This is a genomic window from Streptomyces sp. NPDC002809 (assembly GCF_040295435.1).
Taxonomy (GTDB): Bacteria; Actinomycetota; Actinomycetes; order Streptomycetales; family Streptomycetaceae; genus Streptomyces.
Genome location: NZ_JBEOVJ010000075.1, coordinates 1 through 24,842, shown reverse-complemented (window position 1 = coordinate 24,842; position 24,842 = coordinate 1). Strand labels below are relative to the sequence as shown.

Genomic DNA, 24,842 nt, shown 5'->3' with positions numbered 1-24,842 from the left:
TGCCTGAACGACGAGAGTCCGCCGCCATGTACGAGCTGTCCCGGGTCCGCCTCTACTCCATCGGGCCTGCCGGCGCGCGCTACGCCGACACCGTGCTCGATCTGCGCGGGGTCGGCGAGCCAGTGCCCCACCCCGCACCGGCCCAGGCGGAGTTCTTCGAGGACGAGCCGGTCGGGCCGCCGCGCCGGCCCGCGCCCGCCGGGGTGCTCTTCCTGGAGAACGGCGGCGGCAAGTCCGTCCTGCTGAAGCTGATCTTCTCGGTGATGCTGCCCGGTCACCGCAACACCCTCGGCGGCGCCAGCTCCGGCGTGCTGCGCAAGTTCCTGCTCGCGGAGGACTGCGGACACGTCGCGCTGGAGTGGCAGCACACGCTGACCGGCGAGTGCGTGGTCGTCGGCAAGGTCAGCGAGTGGCGCGGACGCCAGGTCTCCAACGACCCGAGGAAGTTCGCCGAGGCCTGGTACTCCTTCCGCCCCGGACCCGGGCTCAGCCTCGACTCGCTGCCCGTCGCCGAGGCCAGTTCGGTCGGCCGCCCCGCCGAGGGCGTCTCCGGCGCCCGCGGCAGGCGCCGCACCATGAAGGGCTTCCGCGACGCGCTGACCGAGGCGGGCAAGTTCTACCAACACCTCGACGTGCACTGGGAAGAGATCCACGACCGCTGGAACGAGCACCTCGGCGAACTGGGCCTGGACCCCGAACTCTTCCGCTACCAGCGCGAGATGAATGCCGACGAGGGCGAGGCGGCCGGGCTCTTCGCGGTGAAGAAGGACTCCGACTTCACCGATCTGCTGCTGCGCGCCGTCACCGACACCCGCGACACCGACGGCCTCGCCGACCTCGTCAGCGGCTTCGGGAACAAGCTGGGCCGCCGTGCCGAGCTCACCGCCGAACGCGACTTCACCGCAGGCTCCGTCGACCTGCTCGGCCGCATCGTGGAAGCCGCCGAGGCACGCTCCAGGACCCGGGACATCCACGCCGGTGCCGAGCGACGCACCCGCACCCTGGCCCGCAGGCTCTCCGCCCGCGCAGGCCTGGAGCGCGGCCGGACCGCGGAGCTCGCCCAGCAGGTCACCGGCGCCGCCCACACCGTCACCGGTGCCGAGGAGACCCGAAGCCGCAGCGCCCTGATCGCTGCCGAACTGGCCTACCGGCATGCCTCCCTGGCCCTGACCGCGGCCGAGAAGAGTGCCGCGGCCCAGCGCCGGGAACTCGGCGACGCCCGCACCCTGCACTCCGCCTGGCAGGCCGCCGAGGCGGTGCTCCGCCACCGGGCCGCCGCCGACCGTTCCGCCCGCGTCGCCGTCGCGATCCGAGAGGCCGAGCGCGACGCCGCCCCGGCCCTGGCCGCCCGTGCCACCGCGGCCGGCGATCTCGTACGGGCCCTGCACACGGCCGCGGAAGCGGGCGAGAGCGTGGCCAACGAGGAGGAGGAGCGCTCCGACACCCTGCAGACCGCGGGCGAGGCCGCCCACCGAGACGCCACCACCGCCGCCACCGAGGCCCAGCGCGCCCGCAGCGAGGCCGGCCACCTGCGCCAGCGCCTCGCCGAGGTGGAGCAGGAGACCGCGGAAGCCGTCCGCGCGGGCTGGCTCGACGACACCGCACCCAACGCGGACCCTGCCCGCGCCGCGCTCGCCGCCAACGACGCCGAACAGTCCGCCGTAGCCGCATGGGACATCGCCCGCGAGGCCGCCGGGACCGCGGCGGACCGCTCCAGGCAGGCCACCGCGGCCGAGAGCCGGGCCGAACTCGCCGCCGCGCGTGCCGCCGACGGCGCCCGCGCTGCTGAGCAGTCGTACGAGGCCGAGCTCAGGGCAGCCGAGTCCATCGCCGCCGACCACCGCCTCGCCGACCTGCTGGGCCTGCCCGCTGCCGGAGGTGTCCCCCGGCCCCGGCGGGGCGCACAGGACGCGCAGGGCGGTGCGGAGGACCAGCAGCAGTACGACGAGGGCGTGAGCGCGGAGTCCGGCTCCACCGCCCCGGACGGGACCGGACCGGCCGCTCACGGTGCCCACACCGCCACGGCCGCACAGCCCAGGTCCGCCGGACAGCACCTCACCGCGGACGAGTTCGACCGCAGTGCGGAAGAGCTGCGGGACCTCCTCGACCAGGGCGTCGCCTCCGCCGAACGACGGCTCTTCGAACTGCGCACCGCGGCCGCGGACGACTCCCGCATCCTGGGCGCGCTCGGCGACGGCGGACTGCTGCCGCCCGGGCCCGACGTCCTCGCCACCGTCGAATACCTCGGTGAACACGGCATCCCGGCGCTGCCGGGGTGGCGCTACCTCGCCCAGGCCGTCGACCCAGCCGACCACGCGGCCGTACTCGCGGCCCGCCCCGAACTCGTCGACGGCGTCGTCATCACGGACCCGGGCGCGCACGCCCGCGCCCGCGAGGTCCTCGGTGCCGCAGCACTCCTGCCCCGCTCCGCCGTGGCCGTGGGCACCGCTGCCGCGCTGCTCGCCCCCGTGCCGGACCCCGCAGCCGGCTCCGGCGCGAGCACCGACGGCGTGTTCCTCGTCCCGCCGAACCCGGCGATGCACGACGAGCACGCAGCCGACGAGGAACGGCAGGCGCTCAGGAGCCGGACCGCGGCCCGCGACGAGGACATCCGCACGCTGGCGGCCCGCCTCACCGGGGACCGCTCGCTCGCCGCCCGTATCGGCTCCTGGCGCGCCGACTGCCCGCCCGGCATGCTCACCGAACTCGCGGAGGCCGCCCGCACCGCCCGTACGGCCGCCGAGACGGCCCAGGCCGTTCTCGCCGAGGCCCGTACAGTGCGGGCCGAGGCGGACGAGGCCGCGGCGGACACCGCCCGCGTCCGCGACGAACGCCAGGAGGCCGCCCAGCGCGCCCGCCGCGCCGCCGACGCGCTCGCCGGACTCGCCTTCCGGCTCCGCGAACGGGCGGGCTGGCAGGCCAAGCTGCGCGAACTGGTCGACGAGGCGGCCGAGTCCGAGGCACGGGCCACCGTCTGCCTGGAGCGGGCCCGCGCCGCCGACGAGGACCGCAGGGCCGCCCAGCGAGCAGCCGACGACGCCCGCCGCACCGCCCGCGCACTGCGTGCCGAACGGGCCGAGATCGCAGGCGCCCCGGAGCGCCTCCCGGAGCCGGAGGCGGGCGCCCCGCGCCACACCCTGCCCGCCCTGCGTGAGGCCTACCGGGCGGCCTCCCAGCTCTACGAGAAGGTCGGCGTCGGCGCAGACCTGCGCGCCGAACAGGCGCGCGCGGAGAGCGACGAGAGCGCCGCACTGGCCGAGCTCGACCGGCTCACCAACAAGGTCCGCACCCGGGCCGCCCAGCTCCTTGAGAGCACGGACGGCGCCGACGGGCCCTCCCGGCAGGCCGCCGCCGCCCGCGCCGAGTCCCTGGTCCAGCTCCTGGAGACGCGCGCATCGGCAGCCAGCGAGCAACTGGGACGGTTGCGCGGCGAGGCCGAGCGACTGGCCCCGGCCGACGGCGAGAGCCTGCACACCGAACTCCCCGACGAGCAGGTTCCCGCCGACGCCGAACAGGCCCAGGCCCTGCTGCGTACCGCGACGGCCGAGCTCGCCGCCGCGAACGCCGCACTGGACACCGCCCGGGCCGCCCACGCCGAGCTGCTCCACGCCCACCGCACCGCCGAGGACTCGGCGGGCGGCTTCGACGAGACAGCGGCCCTGCTGCGCGACCTCCTGCGGGACCACGGCGCCGAGGACGACCCGGAGGACCCGGAGCCCTACCCCGGCAGCCTGGAGGAGGCGCGGCAGTCCGCAGCCGAGGCCCGCCGTTCACTGCGCGGCTGCGCCGGCGACCTGTCCACCGCGGAAGCGGCCGTACGGGAGGCGAGCGACGTCCTCGTGCGACACGCCAACTCCACTCGCTACGAACAGGTCCGCACCCCGGCCCGCCAGCAGATCCGTGAACTCCCGGCTGCGGCGCTGCCCGAGCACGCACAGAAGTGGGCGACGGCCTTCGCACCCCGGCTGCGGGTCCTCACCGACGAACTGGCCCAGCTGGAGCGCAACCGCGACTCCATCGTCGACCGGCTGCGCGGGCTGGTGGACTCCGCGCTCACCACGCTCCGCTCCGCCCAGCGGCTCTCCCGGCTTCCCGAGGGCCTGGGGGAGTGGTCCGGCCAGGAGTTCGTGCGGATCCGCTTCGAGGAACCCGACCAGGCCACCCTCACCGAACGGCTCGGCGAAGTCATCGACGAGGCGACCAAGGCGGCTCTGAAGAAGAACTCCGACCTGCGCCGCGACGGGATGTCCCTGCTGCTGCGCGGCGTACAGGCGGCGCTGGAGCCCCGGGGCATCGCTGTGGAGATCCTCAAGCCGGACGCGGTGCTGCGAGCCGAGCGGGTGCCGGTCGGGCAGATGGGCGACGTCTTCTCGGGCGGTCAGCTGCTCACCGCGGCCATCGCCCTGTACTGCACGATGGCCGCCCTGCGCAGCAACGACCGCGGCCGTGACCGGCATCAGCACCGTCACGCGGGGACGCTGTTCCTCGACAACCCCATCGGCCGCGCCAACGCCACGTATCTGCTGGAGCTCCAGCGGGCGGTCGCCGATGCGCTGGGCGTCCAACTGCTCTACACGACCGGGCTTTTCGATACGACGGCGCTCGCCGAATTCCCGCTGGTGATCAGGTTGCGCAACGACGCGGACCTGAGGGCCGGGCTGAAGTACATCAGCGTCGAGGAGCACCTGCGCCCCGGACTGCCTCAGCAGGACCCGGGCGGCGAGATCGTGCACGGAGAGATCACCGCCACCCGGATGTTCAAGCGGTCCGCTCAGGCACCGGATGTCCCCACGGCCCGGACCGAGGACACACACCGCTCGGCTCCGGTGCCCAGCACCGCCCCGCAGAGGGAACCTGGGTAGGGAAGCAGGGGCGGGCGCGGGTCAGGCCCGGGTCAGGCCCGGGAGAGACGGCGTCCCGCGTCCCGCCGACGTATCCGCGCCGCGTCCCGCTCGGCGGTCCGCGCCGCCCGCCTCGCCGCGCGCCGCTCCCGGCGCAGCTGACGGGCCGAACTGCTGGGCACCGACACCACACCGTTGCGCTGGTTCCACACCTGGCGGGTGACCCACACGTCCAGGACCGACCAGGTCGCGACCACCGTGCTGGCCACACCGCTGAGCACCGTCGGAAAGGCCAGCCAGGAACCCGTCAGCTCGGCCAGGAAGGCGACCATGGCCTGGATGAGTGTCAGCGACGTGATGAGCACGGCCCGCACGGCCGCCGTGCGCACCGGATCCGGCATCCGCCGACGAGTGGCCGGCTCCTCGACCCAGAGCTGCTGCCGCGGACTCTCCGGCCGGTCCCGCGCCCCCGAGGCCGCCGTACCCGCCTCCTTCGCCGCCCGGGCCGGTGGCACATTCACCGCACCTTGACGCTCCTGCGTGTCCAAGGACTTTCAACTCCCCACCACTGTCCGACTTCAGGTTTGCTGCCCCGCATGCACCCTTTCTACGCGGACGGAGTGTCCCGTCCTGCTCAGTGCACCCTTGCAGCTCTCCTGCCCCCGTACAGACAGACGAGTGCCGGAAGGCGAAGATTCCCGCGGTTCGGCATGGAACGAAGAGATCCAGCCAACCGGCAAGGGGAGGAATATGCCGCTCTGATCGGCGCCTTCTGTCGTATTCGCGAATTTCATCTCCCGGAATACCGGGACAAGTCATGGTCAACTCCCAGCAAGGCGGCCGAAAATCGTCCGGACGCGCCTTCGAGTTGTCTGTGTGTCGGTAGTAGGCTCGCGCCGTTTGTTGACGGAACACCATTCCCGCCCGACGCGGGGCCGAGCTGGGGGAGGCCATGCGCTTTCGCGGAAAGTCCATCCGCAGGAAGATCGTGGCGTTGCTTCTGGTGCCGCTCGTCTCCCTCACCGCACTCTGGGGCTTCGCCACGTATCTGACCGGCCGTGAGGCAGGACAGTTGCTGAGTGCGAGCACCGTCGTGGAGAAGGTCGGCCACCCTCTGGAGGACACCGTCAGGGCGGTCCAGAACGAGCGCCGCCAGACCCTCGTCTTCCTCGCAGACCCGCGGGCCTCCGATGCCCTGCCGATTCTGCGCACGCAGCGCGCGGTCACCGACCGGGTCGTGAAGCGCGTGACATCGAGTGCGCAGCAGAAGGACATCCGCGAGGCACTGCGCCCCGACGCCGAGACCCAGCTCAGCTCGATCCTCGGAGCGGTCGAGGAACTCGACGCCCTCCGCGACTCCGTCGACCGGCGCACCATCGGCCGGGCCAAGGCGATGGACTACTACAACCGCCTCATCGACCCCTGCTACCGCTTCCTGACCGGCCTCCACACGATGGAGAACGTGTCCATGGACAAGCAGGTCCGGGCACTGACAGGTGTCTCGCGGGCCCGCGAGATGCTGTCCAGGGAAGACGCCATGGTCGCCTCGGGACTCCTGGCGGGACGGTTCACCGCCCCGGAACTCCGTCAGATCTCCGACCTCGTGGCCAACCGGGGACTGCTGTACGAGATCAACCTCCAGGTGCTTCCCGCGTCCGAGCGTCGCCGGGTGGAGCAGTACTGGACGGGCCCCGACAGCGAACCGCTGCGCACCGCCGAGGAGAATCTCCTCGCCCAGGGGCCCACCCGCGACTCCCGTACGGTGGACACCGCCCGCTGGCAGGAGGTGGCGCCGCCGGTCCTGGACCGGCTGGCCAACGACTCGACCGAGATGAACAACCGCTTCCAGGACCGGGGCAGGCCCGCCGGCTACGGAGTCCTGATCAAGGCGGGTGTCGCCGGCGTCCTCGGATTCCTGGCCCTGCTCGTCTCCGTCTTCGTGTCCGTACGTATCGGCCGTGAGCTCGTCCGTGACCTCTCCCGGCTGCGCAAGGACGCCCACGAGGTCTCCGGAGTGCGGCTGCCGAGCGTGATGCGCCGCCTCGCCGCGGGCGAACACGTCGACGTCGAGACCGAGTCCCCGCACCTGCAGTACGAACGCGACGAGATCGGCCAGGTCGGCCAGGCGCTCAACACGCTGCAGCGGGCCGCGGTCGAGGCGGCCGTCAAGCAGGCGGACATGCGCCGCGGTGTCTCCGAGGTCTTCGTCAACCTCGCCCGCCGCAACCAGGTGCTGCTGCACCGCCAGCTGACGCTCCTGGACACGATGGAGCGCCGCACCGAGAACACCGACGAACTCGCCGACCTGTTCCGCCTCGACCATCTCACCACCCGGATGCGCCGCCACGCCGAGGGGCTGGTGATCCTCTCCGGAGCCGCGCCCTCCCGGCAGTGGCGCAAGCCCATCCAGCTCATGGACGTGGTGCGCGCCGCGGTCGCCGAGGTGGAGGACTACGAACGGATCGAGGTCCGCAGGCTCCCGCGGATCGGCGTGGGCGGCCCCGCCGTCGCCGACCTCACCCATCTCATCGCCGAGCTCCTGGAGAACGCCACGGTGTTCTCGCCCCCGCACACGGCGGTCCAGGTGCACGGCGAACAGGTCGCCAACGGCTTCACCCTCGAAATCCATGACCGCGGCCTCGGGATGGCCCCCGAAGTGCTCCTGGACGCCAACCTCCGGCTCGCGGAAACCCCTGAGTTCGAACTGTCCGACACCGACCGGCTGGGCCTCTTCGTCGTCAGCCGGCTGGCCCAGCGCCAGAACGTCCGCGTGTCGCTTCAGACCTCCCCCTACGGAGGCACCACCGCCGTCGTCTTCATCCCGGCGGCGCTGCTCACCGACGCGCCGGACTCGCACGGCACCGGATTCCGTCTCGACCGCAGGTCCGAGAAGGCGATCGCCAGCAGCAGGCCGGGCAGCGACCCGAAGGAGGGCCGGGGGGACGGTTCGGCGGACCGCCGTCTCGCCGCCGCCCGCCCGCAGGACCGGCAGGGGAGCCTCGCCCCGGTCCCCAGCGGGCTGCTGGACCCTGCCCTGCTGGACGGCCCCGTCGAGCTCGAGGGACCGGTCTCTCCCCGGGACTTCGGCCGTGACCCCCTCCTCGAAGCCGTCACCGAGCGGGACCCGGACCCCGCGCTCGACGGAGTCTCCGACCTGGACGACACCGAGAGCGAGCGCGGCGGCATCTTCCGCGCCCGAGAGCTCCGGCGCGACGACGAGCGCGAACAGCATCAGCAGGCGGCCGACCGCACGGCGGAGCCGGACGGCACGCGCCCGCTGCCCCGCCGCAAGCCGCCGGTGCTGGTCACCGACCGGGGCCGACGCGTCGACGAGAGCAGCCGCGCCCACCCGACGGGCGCCGATGCGGAGCCCGCGCGCAACCCGGCCCGCCCCCGGGCGACCGGCCCCGTTCCGTACGAGGACCGCCGCCGCTCCACCGAGGCCCGGCAGCCCACCGGCTTCCGGCCGCCCACCGAAGCACCGTCGGCCGCTGGGCCGGTGCCGGCGCCCCGGTCGTCCGCGTCTGCCGTCCCGTCCCCGTCGGCCGCTCCCGACACCGTGGGTGGACTGCCCCGCCGGATCCGCCAGGCGAACCTCGCCCCGCAGCTCCGTGAGAGCTCGGGCGCGTCAGACCCGGACCCGGTGGAGAGCGTCGAGGACATCGAGCGGGACGCCGACGAGGTACGCAACCGCATGGCCTCGCTCCAGCGAGGCTGGCAGCGCGGACGCCTGCAGAACGCCGAGGACGTGACCGGCCCCGGCGACACAGCACAAGGAACCACTCCGGGAGGGGACGGTCCATGACCGCACCGAACGCCGCAGCACTCAACTCCGCACGTCAGGGGTCAGGTGAACTCAACTGGCTTCTCGACGAACTCGTGGAGCGCGTCGCCAGCATCCGCAAGGCGCTGGTCCTCTCCAGTGACGGTCTCGCCACCGGCGCGTCCAAGGACCTGACCCGGGAGGACGGCGAACACCTGGCAGCCGTCGCCTCCGGGTTCCACAGCCTCGCCAAGGGCGTGGGCCGCCACTTCGACGCGGGCAGGGTCCGGCAGACCGTCGTCGAGCTCGACGAGGCGTTCCTCTTCGTCACGGCAGCCGGTGACGGCAGCTGCCTCGCCGTGCTCGCCGACTCCGACTCGGACGTCGGGCAGGTGGCGTACGAGATGACGCTGATGGTCAAGCGCGTGGGAGCCCACCTGGCCAACGCTCCCAGGACAACCGGTCTGTCCTCCGGAGGGTGAGTGGATGGGATGAGCGCCGACACGTCCCGTACCCCGGAGACCCCCGGCGACCCGCAGTCCTCGCGCTGGTACGACGCCGACGCGGGGCCGGTGGTCCGCCCGTACGCCATGACGAGGGGACGCACCAGCAGTGCCTCCCGTCACCGCCTCGACCTGATCGCGATCGTCATGCCGGAACCCGCGGCCGACGACCCCGGCAGGGACCAGATGCTCTCCCCGGAGCACGTGGAGATCGTCGAACTCTGCAGTGACATGCCCCAGTCGATCGCCGAGCTCGCCGCAGGTCTGGACCTCCCCGTCGGGGTGGTCCGGGTCCTGGTCGGTGACCTCGTCGAGGACGAGCTGGTGCACGTAACCCGTCCCGTTCCGCCGGCCGAGCTGCCGGACGTGAACATTCTTCGCGAGGTGATCAATGGCCTTCGGGCGCTCTAGCCGCAACAGGCGGCCCGTTGAGCCCGTTACCCTGAAAATCCTGGTGGCGGGCGGCTTCGGAGTGGGCAAGACGACCCTGGTGGGCGCGGTCAGCGAGATCAGGCCGCTGCGTACGGAGGAGAGACTGAGCGAAGCAGGTCGTCCGGTGGACGACCTGTACGGCGTCGAGGCGAAGACCACGACGACCGTGGCGATGGACTTCGGGCGGATCACGCTCCGCGAGGACCTCGTGCTGTATCTCTTCGGGACCCCGGGACAGGACCGTTTCTGGTTCCTCTGGGACGAACTCGCCCAGGGCGCCCTGGGAGCGGTCGTCCTCGCGGACACCCGCCGGCTAGAGGACTGCTTCGCGGCAGTCGACTACTTCGAGCGCCGCGCGATCCCGTTCGCCGTCGCCGTCAACTGCTTCGAGGGCGCGGACAAGTTCCCAACCGGGACGGTGCAGGCGGCACTGGACCTGGATCCGCAGGTGCCGGTGCTCATGTGCGACGCGCGGGACCGGGCCTCCGTCCGGGACGTCCTGGTTGCCGTCGTCGAACACGCGGTGGCCCGGGTGGACCGGCTCCGCGAGCCCGTCACCACGTAGGTCCCGCAGGCGGAACGCGGCCCGTACCCCCGCCGACAGGGGTACGGGCCGCGCGTCATCGGGTGGCCGGGGAGCGGGCCCTACCGCCCGCCTTCGCCCTCCTCCTGCCAGCCGAGGCTCCGCTCGACCGCCTTGCGCCAGTTGCCGAACTCGCGTTCGCGGACCTCCGGCTCCATCCGGGGCTGCCACTCCACATCGCGCTGCCAGTGCGACCTGAGCTCGTCGAGCCCCGACCACACGCCGGTCGCCAGCCCCGCCGCGTACGCCGCGCCCAGGCACGTGGTCTCCGAGATCCTCGGCCGGATCACCGGAACGCCCAGCACGTCCGCCTGGTGCTGCATCAGCAGATGGTTGGCCGTCATGCCGCCGTCCACCTTGAGCGTCGTGATCGGCACCCCGGAGTCCTGGTACATCGCGTCGACGACTTCACGCGTCTGCCAGCTGGTCGCCTCCAGGACGGCGCGTGCCAGGTGCGCCTTGGTGACGTAGCCGGTCAGCCCGGTGATCACACCCCGGGCGTCGGACCTCCAGTAGGGGGCGAACAGGCCGGAGAACGCGGGCACGATGTACGCCCCGCCGTTGTCCTCGACGCTCGCGGCGAGGGTCTCGATCTCCGCGGCGCTCTCGATGATCCCGAGCTGGTCGCGGAACCACTGCACGAGTGCCCCGGTGATCGCGATCGAACCCTCCAGGCAGTAGACGGGGGGTTCGTCGCCGATCCGGTAGCCGAGGGTGGTGATCAGCCCGTTCTTCGAGGCCACGGGGCGGTTACCGGTGTTGAGCAGCAGGAAACTGCCGGTTCCGTACGTGTTCTTGGCCGTGCCCGGGTCGTAACAGGCCTGGCCGAAGACGGCGGCCTGCTGGTCGCCCAGGGCGGAGGCGACCGGCACCCCGGCGAGCGCGCCGACGGCCGTTCCGTACACCTCGGACGAGGACCTGATCTCCGGAAGCACCGCCGCCGGGATCTTCATGGCGGCCAGGATGGACGGATCCCACCGGAGCGTCTCCAGGTCCATCAGCATGGTCCGCGACGCGTTGGTCACGTCCGTGACGTGGACGCCGCCGGCGGTGCCGCCGGTGAGATTCCAGATCAGCCAGGAGTCCATGGTGCCGAACGCGATCTCGCCCCGCTCGGCCCGTTCGCGCAGCCCGGGGACGTGGTCCAGCAGCCAGGCCGCCTTGGGTCCGGAGAAGTAACTGGCCAGCGGCAGGCCGGTGGTGGCGCGGAACCGGTCCTGCCCGTCCGCGCCGCCGAGCTCGTGGCAGAGAGCGGCGGTACGGGTGTCCTGCCAGACGATGGCGTGGTGGACGGGGACCCCGGTGGCCCGGTCCCAGAGCACGGTCGTCTCGCGCTGGTTGGTGATGCCGAGCGCGGCGAGCTGGTCCGCCCGCAGCCCGGCCCGGTCCAGGGCGCCGGCCACGACGGACTGCACGGTGGTCCAGATCTCGGAGGCGTCGTGTTCCACCCAGCCCGGGCGCGGGAAGATCTGCCGGTGCTCGCGCTGGTCGACGGCGACGACTGCACCGTCCTGGTCGAAGATGATGCAGCGGCTGGACGTGGTGCCCTGGTCGATGGCGGCGACATACCTGATCGTCATGACTCCCCTTGTCCGTCGGGTACTTCCGGCACGGTCCTCAGAACGCGGCGTTGAACACGAGGCCGCCCAGCAGGCCGCCCAGGAGCGGCCCCACGACCGGAACCCAGGCGTAACCCCAGTCCGATGTGCCCTTGTTCGGTATCGGAAGCAGCGAATGCACCAACCGGGGACCGAGGTCACGGGCCGGATTGATGGCATAGCCGGTGGGCCCGCCCAGCGAGAGACCGATGCCCACCACGAGGAGGGACACCAGGAGTACGGAGATCCCGGAGCCGTAGACGCCGGCACCGGCCCCCGCGACCGGGCCGATTCCGATTCCTGCGTTCTTCCCGAAGGCCAGGACCGGCAGCACCAGAGCGGCCGTCGCGATGATCTCGGTGACGAGGTTGGCCACGGGGTTGCGGATCTCCGGAGCGGTGGCGAAGATCCCGAGCGTGGGCCCGGACGTCTCCTCGTCGGCGTTGGCGCGGAACTGCGCGTAGTACGTCAGCCAGGCCAGCACCGCACCGATGACGGCGCCGGTCAGCTGACCCAGGATGTAGAGGGGGACCTTGTCCCACTCGCCGGTGTCGACGGCGATGCCGACGGTCACCGCGGGATTGAGGTGTCCGCCCGACAGCGGGGCGGCCGTGTACGCCCCGGCCAGTACGCCGAAGCCCCATCCGAAGGCGATGACGACCCAGCCCGCGGCCCTGGCCTTCGAGTGGTGGAGCGTGACGGCGGCGCAGACGCCCGCGCCGAAGAGGATGAGGATGGCCGTTCCGAGGACTTCCCCGGCAAAGATGTCTCCATTGCTCATGGCGCTCCCAGTGGTTGTCCGGCGGGTTTCGCCGGGCGCTTCCATGGCTACGGCGGCCGGGAGCAGGCAGATGCCGTGCCCCGCCCGGCGACCGTGACGAGCGTGGGACCAGCCGGCCGCCGTGGAGTGGGAGGGCGACATCGGCTGGGAATGGAGTGTTCACCGTGGTTGATGGGTCGTCAAGAAGGCTGACAGCAAGCACTGTTGGCAGAGGGTGTTCGCGGGGCCACCGCTTCAGCGCACAGCCACGACTGCGGAACCGTGACCGAACAGCCCCTGGTTGGCCGTGATTCCGGCCCGTGCTCCCGGAATCTGGCGCTCTCCGGCCGTGCCGCGCAGTTGCCAGGTCAGCTCGCAGACCTGCGCGATGGCCTGGGCCGGCACAGCCTCGCCGAAGGACGCGAGCCCGCCGCTCGGGTTCACCGGAATGCGTCCACCGAGGGCCGTGGCCCCGGTGCGTACGAGCGACGCGCCCTCGCCCTGCGCGCACAGCCCGATGTCCTCGTACCACTCCAGCTCCAGCGCCGTGGAGAGGTCGTACACCTCGGCCATGGACAGGTCCTCGGGGCCGATTCCCGCCTCCTCGTACGCGGCCCGTGCGATCGAGGCGCGGAAGCTCAGGGGTGCCGGGTCGACGGCGACCGCCGAATCCGTGGCGATGTCCGGCAGGTCGAGCACCGCTTTCGGATACGTGGGCGTCACGGTCGACACGGCACGGATGCGGACCGGATCGGCGGCTCCGTGGCGCCGGGCGAACTCCATGCTGGACAGCACCAGAGCGGCCGCGCCGTCCGAGGTGGCGCAGATGTCCAGCAGTCGCAGAGGATCGGCGACCACCGCGGAGGCCGCGACCTGTTCGGCGCTCACCGGTGCCCGGTAGCGGGCGTTCGGGTTGAGCGCGCCGGCCGCCGCGTTCTTCACCTTGACCCGGGCGAAGTCCTCCGGAGTGTCCCCGTGCAGGGCCATCCGGCGGCGGGCGTACAGCGCGAAGTACGCGGGATTGGTCGCACCGAGCACCCGGAACCTCAGCCAGTCCGGATCATCGGGCCGTTCGCCGCCCGCCGGTGCGAAAAAGCCCTTGGGTGCCGCGTCCGCTCCCACCACGAGCACCACGTCCGCCATGCCGGCGAGGATCTGGGCCCTTGCGGTGTTGACCGCCTGGGCGCCCGACGCGCAGGCCGCGTACACACTGGTCACCCGGGCGCCCTGCCAGCCCAGCGCCTGGGCGAACGTCGCCCCGGCCACATAGCCCGGATAGCCGCCGCGCACGGTGTCCGCGCCGACCACGGACTGCACGTCCCGCCATTCGATGCCCGCGTCCCCGAGCGCGTTGCGGGCCGCGACTGTGCCGTACTCCACGAAACTGCGGCCCCATTTGCCCCACGGATGCATTCCGGCCCCGAGGACTGCCACGTCGCCGCTCATGCCGCACCCTCCCCGGAGCCGTCGGCGACCGGCCGCCAGTGCCAGGTGGTCCGCACCGTACCGTCGTCGTCACCGGGACCGGAGTCCAGCACACCCGGTACGGCCTCGACCGCCATCCCGACCGCGAGATCCCCGACACCGACCCCCGGCGCCGCCTGCCCGAGCACGACCATCCGCTCGGCCGCCAGCTCCACCGCCACCAGCGTGTACGGCTCCCAGGGCACCTCAGGATCCGACAGGTAGGGGGCGGGCGGGCGGTAGCGGCCGTCGGTGTACGACCAGACCGTGCCGCGCCGGGACAGCGGCACCTCGGCGAGCTCGCCGCCCGTACAGCCCGGATTGCGGCAGAGCCCCTTCTGGGGCGGGAAGAAGACCGACGAGCAGAGCGGGCAGCGGGTGCCCAGCAGCCGGAAGTCCTCCTCCGAACCGTCCTCGGTGAACCACCCGGCCACCACAGGTATGCGCTTGCGCGACAAAGCCCCTCCCGGCACTGGATCTGACGGAACGTCAGAAGTGTGCCACGGTCAGCTGTTGTCGGCGAGCCACTTGGCAGCGGTCTCCGCGAGCTCATGGTCGCGGCCGGTCAGCATCATCCCGATCATCTGCGCGTCGCCACGCAGTGACCAGGCGGGATGGCCGAAGGTGGCCGGGTTGTTCTTCTCGATCAGGAAATGGGCGGGCCAGGCGGTCCCGTACCCGATCAGCGGCAGTGCCGCCGCATACCGCTTCCGGCCGCGCGCCAGTCCGTAGGCGGTGATCGCGAGGCCGGTCAGGGTGCCGGTGAGGTGGACCCAGCGGGTCGCGGCCCGGGAGTGCATCGCGACGTAATAGGGCCAGAACTCTTCGTACGAATCGAACGTCTGCTGTGACATACCGGCACCGTAATGGCTGGACCGGCAACCGGATACGGCCGATCCGCGTCCGAGAAGAAGAACGGGTGGCCGGAACCCACGGGGGTGGTCCCGGCCGCCCGCTCGCTCTCCTCCCCGGACGTGCCGCTTCAGTGGCCGGCGACGGACCGGCGGGCCACCGGGAAGTCGAAGTACGTGTCCGGGAACAGCTCGGGCTTGAACGTGTAGTGCCACCACTCCTCGGCCAGGTTCACGAATCCGGCGTCGGTGAGCGTCTTCTTGAGGAACTGACGGTTGGCGCGCTGCACGCCCTGGATCCTCGGGTCGTCGGTGTGCGAGAGCGTGTCGAAGCAGTCGAACCCGGTCCCCATGTCGACCGAGTTGTCCGGGAAGCGGTCCGCCTGCGGGGCGTAGCACGGAACCAGCTCCTCGCCCGGACGGTACGGCCTGGTCGGCAGGGCCGGCAGCCGCACCAGGGTCAGGTCCACCGTGCTGCCCCGGCTGTGCCCGGACTTCTCGGCGATGTAACCGTCCGCGAACAGGCGGGTCTTGTCGACCTGCGGATAGAACTCGCCCTTCATCGTCTCGTCGTCGAGGTCCTTCGCCCACCGTACGAAGTGGTCGACGGCCCGCTGGGGCCGGTAGCAGTCGTACACCTTCAACGAGTACCCCTGGGCCAGCAGCCGGACCTGGGCCCGGTGCAGTGCCTCGGCCGCCGGCCGGGTCAGGATGCACAGGGACTGGCGGTATCCGTCCACCGGCACACCCATGAAGTCGTGCCCGGTGGGGTAGCGCATCTCCTGGATGATCGTGGGATCGACCGTGCGCAGTGCGACGAAGTCCCCGGGGGCCTTCGGCTCGGGCTTCGCCTGCGCCACCGGAGCGGCGGCGGTGACGGCGAGCAGGGTGGCGGCGGTCGCCGCCAGGACACGGAAAACGGAAGCAATGGCTGTCATGAGCACATCGTCCACTGATCGAGCCGTCCCGGGCGGGCGATCGGATACAGTCCGCGCGGGTCAGCCCGGCTCGCACTGCCTGCGGGCCCACGACGACGAGGAACGGAGAAGGCCGTGAAGAACTCCCACTGCGGCACCTGCGGAGTGCCGTACAACGCACTCCCGGCCCCCGAATCATGGCCCCGCACCTGCACCGCCTGCGGAGACACCGCCTACCGCAACCCACTGCCGGTCGCCGTCGCCCTGCTCCCCGTGACCGGCCCCGACGGCACCGGACTCGTCGTCATCACCCGCACGATCGAACCCTGCCTCGGGGGCACCGCCCTCCCCGGCGGCTTCATCGACCACGACGAGGACTGGAAGCACGCGGTCGTACGCGAACTCCGTGAGGAGACGGGCATCGAGGCCGACCGGGACGACGTCCGCCTCGCCGACGCCCTCAGCGACCCCGACGGTCATCTGCTCGTGTTCGGACTGCTCCCCGCCCGTCCGGCCGCCGCGCTCCCGCCGTCCGTGCCGACCGACGAGACCTCCGGCTACGGAGTACTGCGCGCCCCCGAAGCGCTCGCCTTCCCCCTCCATACCGAGGCGGTCCGCTCCTGGTTCGCCGGCCGCTACCGCTGACCGCGCGCACCACCCGGAATCCGGCGCATCCGATCGCACTCACGCCTCGCGCACCACCCGGAATTCGGCGCATCCGATCGCACTCACGCCTCGCGCACCACCCGGAATTCGGCGCATCCGATCGCGCTCACGCCTCGCGCACCTCGCATCCGGTCGCACTCACACCCCCCGAACCCGGACCGGACAGTCAACCAGCGCCTCATCACCGTCCCGCTCCACCACGACCCGCCCGCCCACCAGCCGCGTCGTGTACCGCTCGACCACCGCCGGCTCCCATCCGTCACCCGCGTCACGGACCACCGAGCCGCCCCCGCCGACCCCCGCCGCCGGAGCCCACACCTCCAGCTCCGGCCCACCGTCCGCACCCCGCACCGGAATCACCGCACCGGCCCTCGCCAGCACCGGCACCCGCGCCAGCGGCGCCTCGACCACCACCTGACCGGGCCCCTCGTACACCGCACCGCTCACCGTGTCGTACCAGCGCCCCGGCGGCAGCCGCACCGACCGCTCCTCGACCCCCGGCGCCAGCACCGGCGCCACCAGGAGCGCGTCACCCAGCAGGAACGCGTCCTCGCACTCCCGCAGCGCCCGGTCACCGGGCGCCGCCCACCACAGCGGACGCACATACGGGGCCCCGGTCAGCCGGGCCAAGTGCGCCAGCGTCACCCAGTACGGACGCAGCCGCTCCCGCTCCAACAGCACCTCCCGCGCCCCGTCGAGCACCCGCGGACCGAACTCCCACGGCTCCCGGCGCCCCGCGTCGATCGCCGCATGCGTGCGGAACAGCGGAAGATACGCCCCCAGTTGGAACCACCGCAGATACAGCTCGGGAGACGGCGAACCGTCGAACCCGCCCACATCCGGACCCGAATACGGCACCCCGCACAGCCCGAGACCCAGCACCAGCGCCAACGAGGCCCGCAGCCCGGGCCAGCCGGTCGCCACGTCACCCGACCAGGTGCCCCCGTACCGCTGCATCCCCGCCCAGCCGGACCGTGAGAACAGGAACGGCCGCTCCTGCGGCCGCAGCCGGCGCAGCCCCTCGTAGCCGGCACGCGCCATCGCGAGGCCGTACACGTTGTGGCCCTCACGGTGATCGCCGCCGCGCCCCTCCATCGAGTGCCGGGAGGAACGGGGCAGCGTCGGCTCACCGAACGCCGCGAACGCCACAGGCTCGTTCATGTCGTGCCAGATACCGGAGAACCCCTGCGCCAGCCGCTCCTCGTACAGCCCGCCCCACCACTCACGCACCTGCGGATCGGTGAAGTCCGGATACACGCACTCACCCGGCCAGACCTCCCCGCGCACCGCCCGTCCCCGGGCGTCACGGACGAACGCCCCCGAAGTCCCGACCGCCGCACCGGTGTCGAACACCGCGTTCCCCGGAGCCGCGGCCACCGCCGGGTCCACGATCGACACCAGCCGCACCCCGTCCTCCCGCAACTCCTTCGCCAGCCCCGGAAGATCGGGGAACCGCTCCCGGTCCACCGTGAACACCCGGTGTGCGTCGAAATGGTCGATGTCCAGATGGAGCACCGACAACGGAAGCCCCCGCTCCCGGTACCCCGCGGCGATCCGGCGCACCTCCCGCTCGCTCCCGAACCCCCACCGCGCATGCTGCGGACCCAGCGCCCACGACGGAGGCAGCGCGGGAGCGCCGGTCAGGGCGGACCACCCCTGGAGGACCCGGGCCGGCGTCCCCACCACCACCCAGCAGCGCAACGGGCCCCCGTCCATCCGGACCTCGGACGTCCCCGGCCGGTCATGACCGGAGCCCGCCCCCTCCGCGCCCTCGCGCAGCGCCACCCGCCCCGCCCAGGAGTTGTCGTGGAACGCCAGATGCGTCCCCGCGTCCGAGACCACCACCTGCACCGGCATCGTCAGATACAGCGGATCGTCCTGGGGCCCGAACCGCCCGCCCGGATCCGTGTTCCACAGCCCGTACACACCGTCCCTGAGCCGAGGGCCCGCGGCCCGCCCGCCCAGCCCGAAGAACCGCGCGTCCGCCGGGACCTCGGACCGCTGCACCCACCGAGCCGGACCGCCCGCCACCGGCTCCCACCACCGCGGCGGCAGCTCCCGCCTCAGCACCACCCCGCCCGGCGTCCGCAGCTCCACCGCCCCCAGCCGGGACACCACCACCGTCAGCCGCTCCGACACCACCTGCCAGCCGCCGTCCTTGTCCGGCTCCAGCAGGGCTCGCGGATCGGCGTCCGGCGCAGCCCCCGGCAGCGCGTAGGACGGCAACGGCTCCGCGCCGTCCCACCCCCAGAAGACCGCCCCTCCCACCGCCACCCGGATCCGCAGCTCCGAACGGGCGAACCTCACCACACCGCCGCCCGGTCCGGGTTCCGCACCGACCAGGATCCCCGGCACCCGTGCCCGCTCCGGACCGCGCGCGGGCAGGGCCCGCGCATCCGCCCGCGCCCGCTGCCACGCGTAGCGCACCGTACGCAGCCCCTGTTTCGAACCGACCAATCCCACCGAGCGCACCAGGTCACGACCGTCCATACGACTCACCCTGCCACCCGGTGATCCGGTATCGGGTTCTGTTCAACTTCCGTTCACCCGTGGCCGGCCGGGACGGAGCGTGGCCGGACCACATATCGGGACACGCGGCCATGGGCGGGCAACCCTGGTGCGAAAGACGATCACATGGCATCGTCCGTGAAGCCGCCTCACGCGCACACCCCAGCCCGTGCGCGCGACACACGCACACACCGCGTACCCGTACAGCCAGGGAGCCGCCCCATGACCTCAGCAGCCGACGAAGCCCCCCTGTGGCAGCCCGGCCCGGACCGCATCGCGGCCGCGGCCGTCACCCGCTTCCAGAGCTGGGCGGCCGAGCGCCACGGAGCACCGGCCGAGGGCGGCTACGCGAGCCTGCACCGCTGGTCCGTCGACGAGCTCGACACCTTCTGGCAGGCCGTCGCCGAATGGTTCGACGTACGGTTCTCCACCCCGTACGAGACCGTCATCGGCGACCGCACGATGCCCGGCGCCCAGTGGTTCCCCGGCGCCACCCTCAACTACGCCGAACACGCGCTGCGCACAGCGGAGGACCCCCTGCGAGCAGACGCCCCCGCACTGCTCCACGTCGACGAGACCCACACCCAGGTCCCCGTCTCCTGGTCCGTTCTGCGCCGCCAGGTCGGCTCGCTCGCCGCCGAACTCCGCGCCCTCGGCGTCACCCCGGGCGACCGCGTCAGCGGCTACCTCCCCAACATCCCGCAGGCGGTCGTCGCCTTCCTCGCCACCGCCGCGGTCGGCGGCGTCTGGACCTCCTGCGCCCCCGACTTCGGCGCCCGCAGCGTCCTCGACCGCTTCCAGCAGGTCGAACCCGTCGTCCTGTTCACCGTCGACGGCTACCGCTACGGCGGCAAGGAGCACCACCGGGCGGACACCGTCGCGGAGCTGCGCCGGGAACTGCCCACGCTGCGCGCCGTCGTCCACATCCCGCTGCTGGGCACCGACGCACCCGAGGGCGCCCTCGACTGGTCCGCCCTCACCGCCGCGGACACGGAGCCGGTCTTCGAGCAGGTCCCCTTCGACCACCCGCTGTGGGTGCTCTACTCCTCCGGCACGACCGGCCTCCCCAAGGCCATCGTCCAGTCGCAGGGCGGCATCCTGCTCGAACACTTCAAGCAGATCGGCCTGCACTGCGACCTCGGCCCCGAGGACCGCTTCTTCTGGTACACCTCCACCGGCTGGATGATGTGGAACTTCCTCGTCTCCGGCCTCCTCACCGGCACCACCCTTGTCCTGTACGACGGCAGCCCCGGCTACCCGGACGTCAGCGCCCAGTGGCGCGTCGCCGAACAGACCGGCGCCACCCTGTTCGGCACCTCCGCCGCCTACGTCATGGCCTGCCGCAAGGCCGGTATCCACCCGGGGAGGGACTTCGACCTCTCCCGCATCCAGTGCGTCGCCACCACCGGCTCTCCGCTCCCGCCCGACGGATTCCGCTGGCTCCACGACGAGGTGGCCGACGACCTGTGGATCGCCTCCGTCAGCGGCGGCACCGACGTCTGCAGCTGCTTCGCCGGCGCGGTCCCCACCCTCCCGGTCCACATCGGCGAGCTCCAGGCCGCGTGCCTCGGAACGGACCTCCGGTCCTGGGACCCCGCAGGCCGGCCGCTGACCGGCGAGGTCGGCGAACTCGTCGTCACCCAGCCCATGCCGTCCATGCCGATCCGCTTCTGGAACGACCCCGACGGCAGCCGCTACCGCGACAGCTACTTCGAGATGTACCCGGGCGCCTGGCGGCACGGGGACTGGATCACGATCACCGACCGAGGATCGGTCGTCATCCACGGCCGCTCCGACTCCACTCTCAACCGGCAGGGCGTCCGCATGGGTTCCGCGGACATCTACGAAGCCGTCGAACGCCTCCCCGAGATCCGCGAATCCCTCGTCATCGGCCTGGAGGAGCCCGACGGCGGCTACTGGATGCCACTGTTCGTGCACCTCGCCGACGGAGCCGCACTCGACGACGACCTCCGCGACAGCATCAAGCGCACCATCCGCGAGAACCTCTCACCGCGCCACGTTCCGGACGAGGTCATCGAGGTCCCCGGCATCCCGCACACCCTCACCGGCAAGCGCATCGAGGTTCCGGTCAAGCGTCTGCTCCAGGGAACGGCCCTGGCCAAGGCAGTCAACCCCGGCTCCATCGACAACCTGGAACTCCTCCACTTCTACGAGGAGCTGGCCCGCAAGCGCCGCTGACCGAGGCCACTGTCAGTGCCCGTGATTACTCTGAGTGAGCAATGTTCGACAGCGCACTGGGGGAATCATGGCGCAGACCAGGAACAAGCGGGCCACCGTCCGCGGCCGGACCGGCACCACGATGCGACGCACGCTGCGCCGCGAAGCACCGAGCACCATCGGCCTCCTGACCGATGAACAGGACTTCGCGGCGATGCGGCGCTACCGCACCTTCACCTTCGACGACCACTCCGTCTATCTGCAGCAGGTGGAGGGCCTGCTCAGGGCTCTCGCCGCGCAGGGCGTGCACACGACTGTCGCCCTCTTCGACCCCGAGGAGTACGCGGAGTTCTGCGCCGAATCCGGCATCGCACCCGACGACCCGGCAGGCCGAAGCCGCTTCACCGCGGAGGTCGCGGCCTGTGGCGCCACCGTCGCCTACACCGGACAACCCATCGACACCCTGATCCCGCTCCTGGTCGCCCGAGCGGTCCGCCAGGCCACCTGGGAGTACGCCACGATGCTCCTGGCCGGGCTCGGGGACTGCGCGGACTGCGGACAGGACATCGGCCGCGCCGCCTTCGACCGTGCCTCCCACCTCCTGCTGCGCACCCTGGAGGCGGCCGGCCCCGGCACCCACCACCTGGTCTGCAGCACCCCCACGGAGAACGAGCAACTGCTCGCCGCTCTGCACACCGAGCGCCACGACACCGGCCCCGCACACCTCGACTCGGCGGAGGGCGCCGAGTTCGTGACCGTGCTGGCCGTCGGCATCGCGCTCGCAAGCCACGGGGGAGTCGTCCTGCGGACCAGTGCCCCGGGGACGGCGGACCGGGTCCACGGCTGGCGCCTCACGGGCGGCGGCCTCAACCCGCTCACCGCGGGCGAGGTCTTCAGCGCCTACTGCACCGACGCGGAAACCGGTGACCCCGTGTCCCCCGAATCCGGCGTGGAGTACTGCGCAGGCTTCGACATCGGTGCCGATGAACCGGAGGAGCACCGCTGACAGCAAGAAGGGGCTTCCCGCCGTCTCCGGCGGGAAGCCCCTTCTTCGCACATCGTCCGGACCCTGTGGTCCTGCGCGGGTCCTACTCGCCCGACAGCACCGCCTGCGCGGCGACGCGGGCCTCCTCGGCGGAGTCCGCCGCACGCGCGGCCGACGCGGCGCGCTCGCACTGGGCGAGCGTGTACTTCGCCAGCGTGCTGCGCACGTAAGGAATGGAAGCGGCGCCCATCGACAGCGACGTCACACCCAGACCGGTCAGGACACAGGCCAGCAGCGGGTCGGAGGCGGCCTCACCACAGACACCACAGCTCTTGCCCTCGGCCTTGGCGGCGTCGGCCGACATCGCGACCAGATCCAGCAGCGCGGGCTGCCACGGGTCCTGAAGCCGGGAAACCGCACCCACCTGACGGTCGGCAGCGAAGGTGTACTGCGCCAGGTCGTTGGTGCCCAGCGACAGGAACTCCACCTCCTGCAGCACCGAGCGCGCCCGCAGCGCGGCCGACGGGATCTCGACCATCGCACCGAACTTCGCCTGCAGTCCGGCCGCACGACACGCGTCGGCGAAGGCCTTGGCATCCGCACGGTCCGCGACCATCGGCGCCATGACCTCGAGATAGACGGGAAGGCCCTCGGCCGCCTTTGCCAGAGCGGTCAGCTGGGTCTGCAGCACGTCGGGGTGGTCCAGGAGACTTCGCAGCCCGCGCACACCCAGTGCCGGGTTCGGCTCGTCGGCCGGCGTGAGGAACTCCAGGGGCTTGTCCGCCCCGGCATCCAGCACCCGCACCACGACACGGCCTTCGGGGAAGGCCTCCAGCACCGCGCGGTACGCGGCGATCTGCTTCTCCTCGGACGGCGCCTGCTTGCTGTCGTCGAGGAACAGGAACTCGGTGCGGAACAGGCCCACACCCTCCGCGCCGGCTGCAACGGCTGCCGGCACGTCGCCGGGCCCGCCGACATTGGCGAGGAGCGGCACCTTGTGTCCGTCCGACGTCGCGCCCGGGCCCGTGGACGCGGACAGCGCAGCCTTGCGCGCGGCGGCGGAGCTCTCCATCTCCGCCCGCTTCTCGGCACTCGGCTCGACGAAGATCTCACCGGTACTGCCGTCCACCGCGATCACGGTGCCTTCGGCCAGCTCGCCGGCGCCGGGGAGCGCCACGACGGCGGGTACACCGAGCGCCCGCGCGAGGATGGCGCTGTGGCTGGTCGGCCCGCCCTCCTCGGTGACGAAGCCGAGAACCAGCGTGGGGTCGAGCAGCGCGGTGTCGGCCGGAGCCAGGTCACGCGCGATCAGCACGTAGGGCTCGTCGCTGTCCGGGACACCCGGCATCGGCACGCCGAGCAGGCGCGCCACGATCCGGTTGCGTACGTCGTCGAGGTCGGCGACGCGGCCGGCCAGGTACTCACCGGCACCGGCCAGCAAAGCGCGATAAGAGGCGAACGCGTCGTACACACCGCGCTCGGCGGTGCTGCCGACAGCGATACGACGGTCCACATCGGCCATGAGCTCGGGGTCCTGCGCCATCATGGCCTGGGCCTCCAGCACATGCTGGGCCTCGCCCCCGGCCAGGTTGCCGCGCGCGATGAGATCGGCCGCCACAGCCTCCACGGCCTGGCGGGCCCGCCCCTGCTCGCGCTCGGCCTCCTCGGCCGGAATCTGCTTGGCCGGCGGTTCGAGCACTGCCGTGCCCATGTGCCGTACCTCGCCGATCGCCACACCGTGGCTCACGCCTACGCCTCGCAGCGTTGTCTGCATTGCACCCGTCTCCGGTCGTGCGGTGGCCGATGCCCCCGCGGTGGATATCCAGTCGGCTGTCACTGCGCCGAACGCGTTACTGCCAACCGAACAATGCGTCGCCGATCTTCACGTCGCCGTCCTCGATGACGTCGGACAGTGAATCGGCAGTCGCCTCCAGGGCCACGATGGGGCACACCGGCGACTTGCCGGCCGCCTCGACCGCGACGGGGTCCCACCGGACGACGCCCTGGCCGCGCGTGACGGTGTCACCCTTGTTCACCAGCAGCTCGAAGCCCTCGCCGTTGAGCTGGACGGTGTCGATGCCGAGGTGGGTCAGCACCCCGTGGCCCTCGCCGTCCACGACCACGAAGGCGTGCGGGTGAAGGGAGACGACGATTCCGTCGACGGGCGAGACAGCCTCGGACGGCTCACGCACGGGGTCGATGGCGGTGCCGGGACCCACCATCGCCCCGGAGAAGACCGGGTCGGGTACGGCAGCGAGCCCGATGGCACGTCCGGCAATAGGGGACGTCACAGTGGTCATGGGGGAGCCTCCCAGAGTGGAGCTTCAATGGCGCCGCCGCGGCTGGTAGGGGGACGGCGCACTGCTCAGCAGCGTAAGTCATAAGAAGTCCCGGTTCCGCCCGAGTCCTGGTGGTTCGAGGACCTAGGGGCGTACCGGAAACGATTTGCCTCGACTCCCGGCAGCCTGTACTGTCGTACTCCTGCCTGGCCCCAACGCGACTATGAGTCGGGGGTCGGCGGCGACGATTCAGCCCAAACCCTAACCCGATATCGGGCAGCCGCATGCGTGCGGGGCACCGGTCAGGGGGAGCGGAAAGGCCTGATAGTGTCGGACTCGCCGGAAAGGGAAACGCGAAAGTGAATTCCCGAAAGGCGAGAAATGCAAAACCCGCTTCGACCGGGAATCGGACACGAAACAGTCTGATAGAGTCGGAAACGCAAGACCGAAGGGAAGCGCCCGGAGGAAAGCCCCAGAAAATGTTCTGAGGGTGAGTACAAAGGAAGCGTCCGTT

At 71.8% G+C, this 24,842-nt stretch carries 18 protein-coding genes; 8 read left to right on the top strand and 10 right to left on the bottom strand.

Annotation, left to right across the window (positions count from 1 at the left end; all coding sequences use genetic code 11):
- Positions 1-26: 26 nt before the first annotated feature.
- Positions 27-4,862 (top strand): coiled-coil domain-containing protein, encoded by a 4,836-nt coding sequence (locus tag ABT025_RS31225; protein ID WP_351001772.1) that lies wholly within the window; start codon positions 27-29, stop codon positions 4,860-4,862.
- 32 nt (positions 4,863-4,894) lie between these two features.
- Here the strand turns inward: ABT025_RS31225 and ABT025_RS31220 are convergent, their stop codons facing one another.
- The gene (locus tag ABT025_RS31220) at positions 4,895-5,362 is read right to left on the bottom strand and encodes a hypothetical protein (RefSeq protein WP_351001770.1); all 468 of its coding nucleotides are present in this window, start codon (positions 5,360-5,362) and stop codon (positions 4,895-4,897) included.
- A gap of 431 nt (positions 5,363-5,793) precedes the next feature.
- Between ABT025_RS31220 and ABT025_RS31215 the strand changes: the two genes are divergently transcribed.
- Genes ABT025_RS31215 through ABT025_RS31200 form a run of 4 tightly spaced genes read left to right on the top strand, consistent with a single transcriptional unit; the run spans position 5,794 to position 10,104 of the window.
- Complete coding sequence (locus ABT025_RS31215; RefSeq protein ID WP_351001768.1) at positions 5,794-8,646, top strand: sensor histidine kinase; 2,853 nt, start codon at positions 5,794-5,796, stop codon at positions 8,644-8,646.
- Positions 8,643-9,086, top strand: coding sequence for a roadblock/LC7 domain-containing protein (locus ABT025_RS31210; protein WP_351001766.1), 444 nt, complete (start codon positions 8,643-8,645; stop codon positions 9,084-9,086). The genes ABT025_RS31215 and ABT025_RS31210 overlap by 4 nt, the downstream gene beginning before the upstream one ends.
- Before the next feature lie 9 nt (positions 9,087-9,095).
- Positions 9,096-9,518 carry a DUF742 domain-containing protein gene (locus ABT025_RS31205; protein ID WP_351001764.1) on the top strand — a complete coding sequence of 141 codons (423 nt, stop codon included), beginning with the start codon at positions 9,096-9,098 and terminating at the stop codon, positions 9,516-9,518.
- On the top strand, positions 9,499-10,104 hold the full coding sequence (locus ABT025_RS31200) for a GTP-binding protein (protein WP_351001762.1): 606 nt from the start codon (positions 9,499-9,501) through the stop codon (positions 10,102-10,104). The genes ABT025_RS31205 and ABT025_RS31200 overlap by 20 nt, the downstream gene beginning before the upstream one ends.
- An 80-nt stretch (positions 10,105-10,184) precedes the next feature.
- Here ABT025_RS31200 and glpK read toward each other — a convergent pair whose 3' ends face one another.
- From glpK to ABT025_RS31170, 6 genes are all read right to left on the bottom strand, one after another.
- A complete protein-coding gene (gene glpK / locus ABT025_RS31195) occupies positions 10,185-11,702 on the bottom strand; it encodes a glycerol kinase GlpK (protein ID WP_351001760.1) in 1,518 nt (505 codons plus the stop codon).
- 37 nt (positions 11,703-11,739) lie between these two features.
- Positions 11,740-12,501: an MIP/aquaporin family protein gene (locus ABT025_RS31190; RefSeq protein WP_351001758.1), complete on the bottom strand. Its 762-nt coding sequence runs from the start codon at positions 12,499-12,501 to the stop codon at positions 11,740-11,742.
- A 234-nt stretch (positions 12,502-12,735) separates the two neighbouring features.
- Positions 12,736-13,926 (bottom strand): lipid-transfer protein, encoded by a 1,191-nt coding sequence (locus tag ABT025_RS31185; RefSeq protein WP_351001756.1) that lies wholly within the window; start codon positions 13,924-13,926, stop codon positions 12,736-12,738.
- Positions 13,923-14,402 (bottom strand): Zn-ribbon domain-containing OB-fold protein, encoded by a 480-nt coding sequence (locus ABT025_RS31180; protein WP_351001754.1) that lies wholly within the window; start codon positions 14,400-14,402, stop codon positions 13,923-13,925. Before ABT025_RS31180 ends, ABT025_RS31185 begins: the two co-directional genes overlap by 4 nt.
- Positions 14,403-14,450: 48 nt before the next feature.
- On the bottom strand, positions 14,451-14,798 hold the full coding sequence (locus ABT025_RS31175) for an Mpo1-like protein (RefSeq protein WP_351001752.1): 348 nt from the start codon (positions 14,796-14,798) through the stop codon (positions 14,451-14,453).
- A gap of 128 nt (positions 14,799-14,926) precedes the next feature.
- A complete protein-coding gene (locus ABT025_RS31170) occupies positions 14,927-15,733 on the bottom strand; it encodes a M15 family metallopeptidase (RefSeq protein ID WP_351001750.1) in 807 nt (268 codons plus the stop codon).
- Positions 15,734-15,847: 114 nt separating this feature from the next.
- Between ABT025_RS31170 and ABT025_RS31165 the strand changes: the two genes are divergently transcribed.
- Complete coding sequence (locus tag ABT025_RS31165) at positions 15,848-16,357, top strand: NUDIX domain-containing protein (protein ID WP_351001748.1); 510 nt, start codon at positions 15,848-15,850, stop codon at positions 16,355-16,357.
- Positions 16,358-16,516: 159 nt separating this feature from the next.
- On the opposite strand, the gene ABT025_RS31160 is transcribed toward ABT025_RS31165, so the two are convergent.
- Positions 16,517-18,868, bottom strand: a complete 2,352-nt coding sequence (locus ABT025_RS31160) for a glycoside hydrolase family 31 protein (protein ID WP_351001746.1) — start codon at positions 18,866-18,868, stop codon at positions 16,517-16,519.
- A 240-nt stretch (positions 18,869-19,108) separates the two neighbouring features.
- Between ABT025_RS31160 and ABT025_RS31155 the strand changes: the two genes are divergently transcribed.
- Positions 19,109-21,085, top strand: coding sequence for an acetoacetate--CoA ligase (locus tag ABT025_RS31155; protein WP_351001744.1), 1,977 nt, complete (start codon positions 19,109-19,111; stop codon positions 21,083-21,085).
- Between the two features lie 67 nt (positions 21,086-21,152).
- Positions 21,153-22,070, top strand: coding sequence for a DUF8829 domain-containing protein (locus tag ABT025_RS31150; RefSeq protein ID WP_351001742.1), 918 nt, complete (start codon positions 21,153-21,155; stop codon positions 22,068-22,070).
- Between the two features lie 82 nt (positions 22,071-22,152).
- On the opposite strand, the gene ptsP is transcribed toward ABT025_RS31150, so the two are convergent.
- Together ptsP and ABT025_RS31140 are read right to left on the bottom strand one after the other, a co-directional pair.
- Positions 22,153-23,823, bottom strand: coding sequence for a phosphoenolpyruvate--protein phosphotransferase (ptsP, locus tag ABT025_RS31145; RefSeq protein ID WP_351001740.1), 1,671 nt, complete (start codon positions 23,821-23,823; stop codon positions 22,153-22,155).
- A 76-nt stretch (positions 23,824-23,899) separates the two neighbouring features.
- Complete coding sequence (locus tag ABT025_RS31140) at positions 23,900-24,349, bottom strand: PTS sugar transporter subunit IIA (protein ID WP_351001738.1); 450 nt, start codon at positions 24,347-24,349, stop codon at positions 23,900-23,902.
- Positions 24,350-24,842 lie beyond the last annotated feature (493 nt).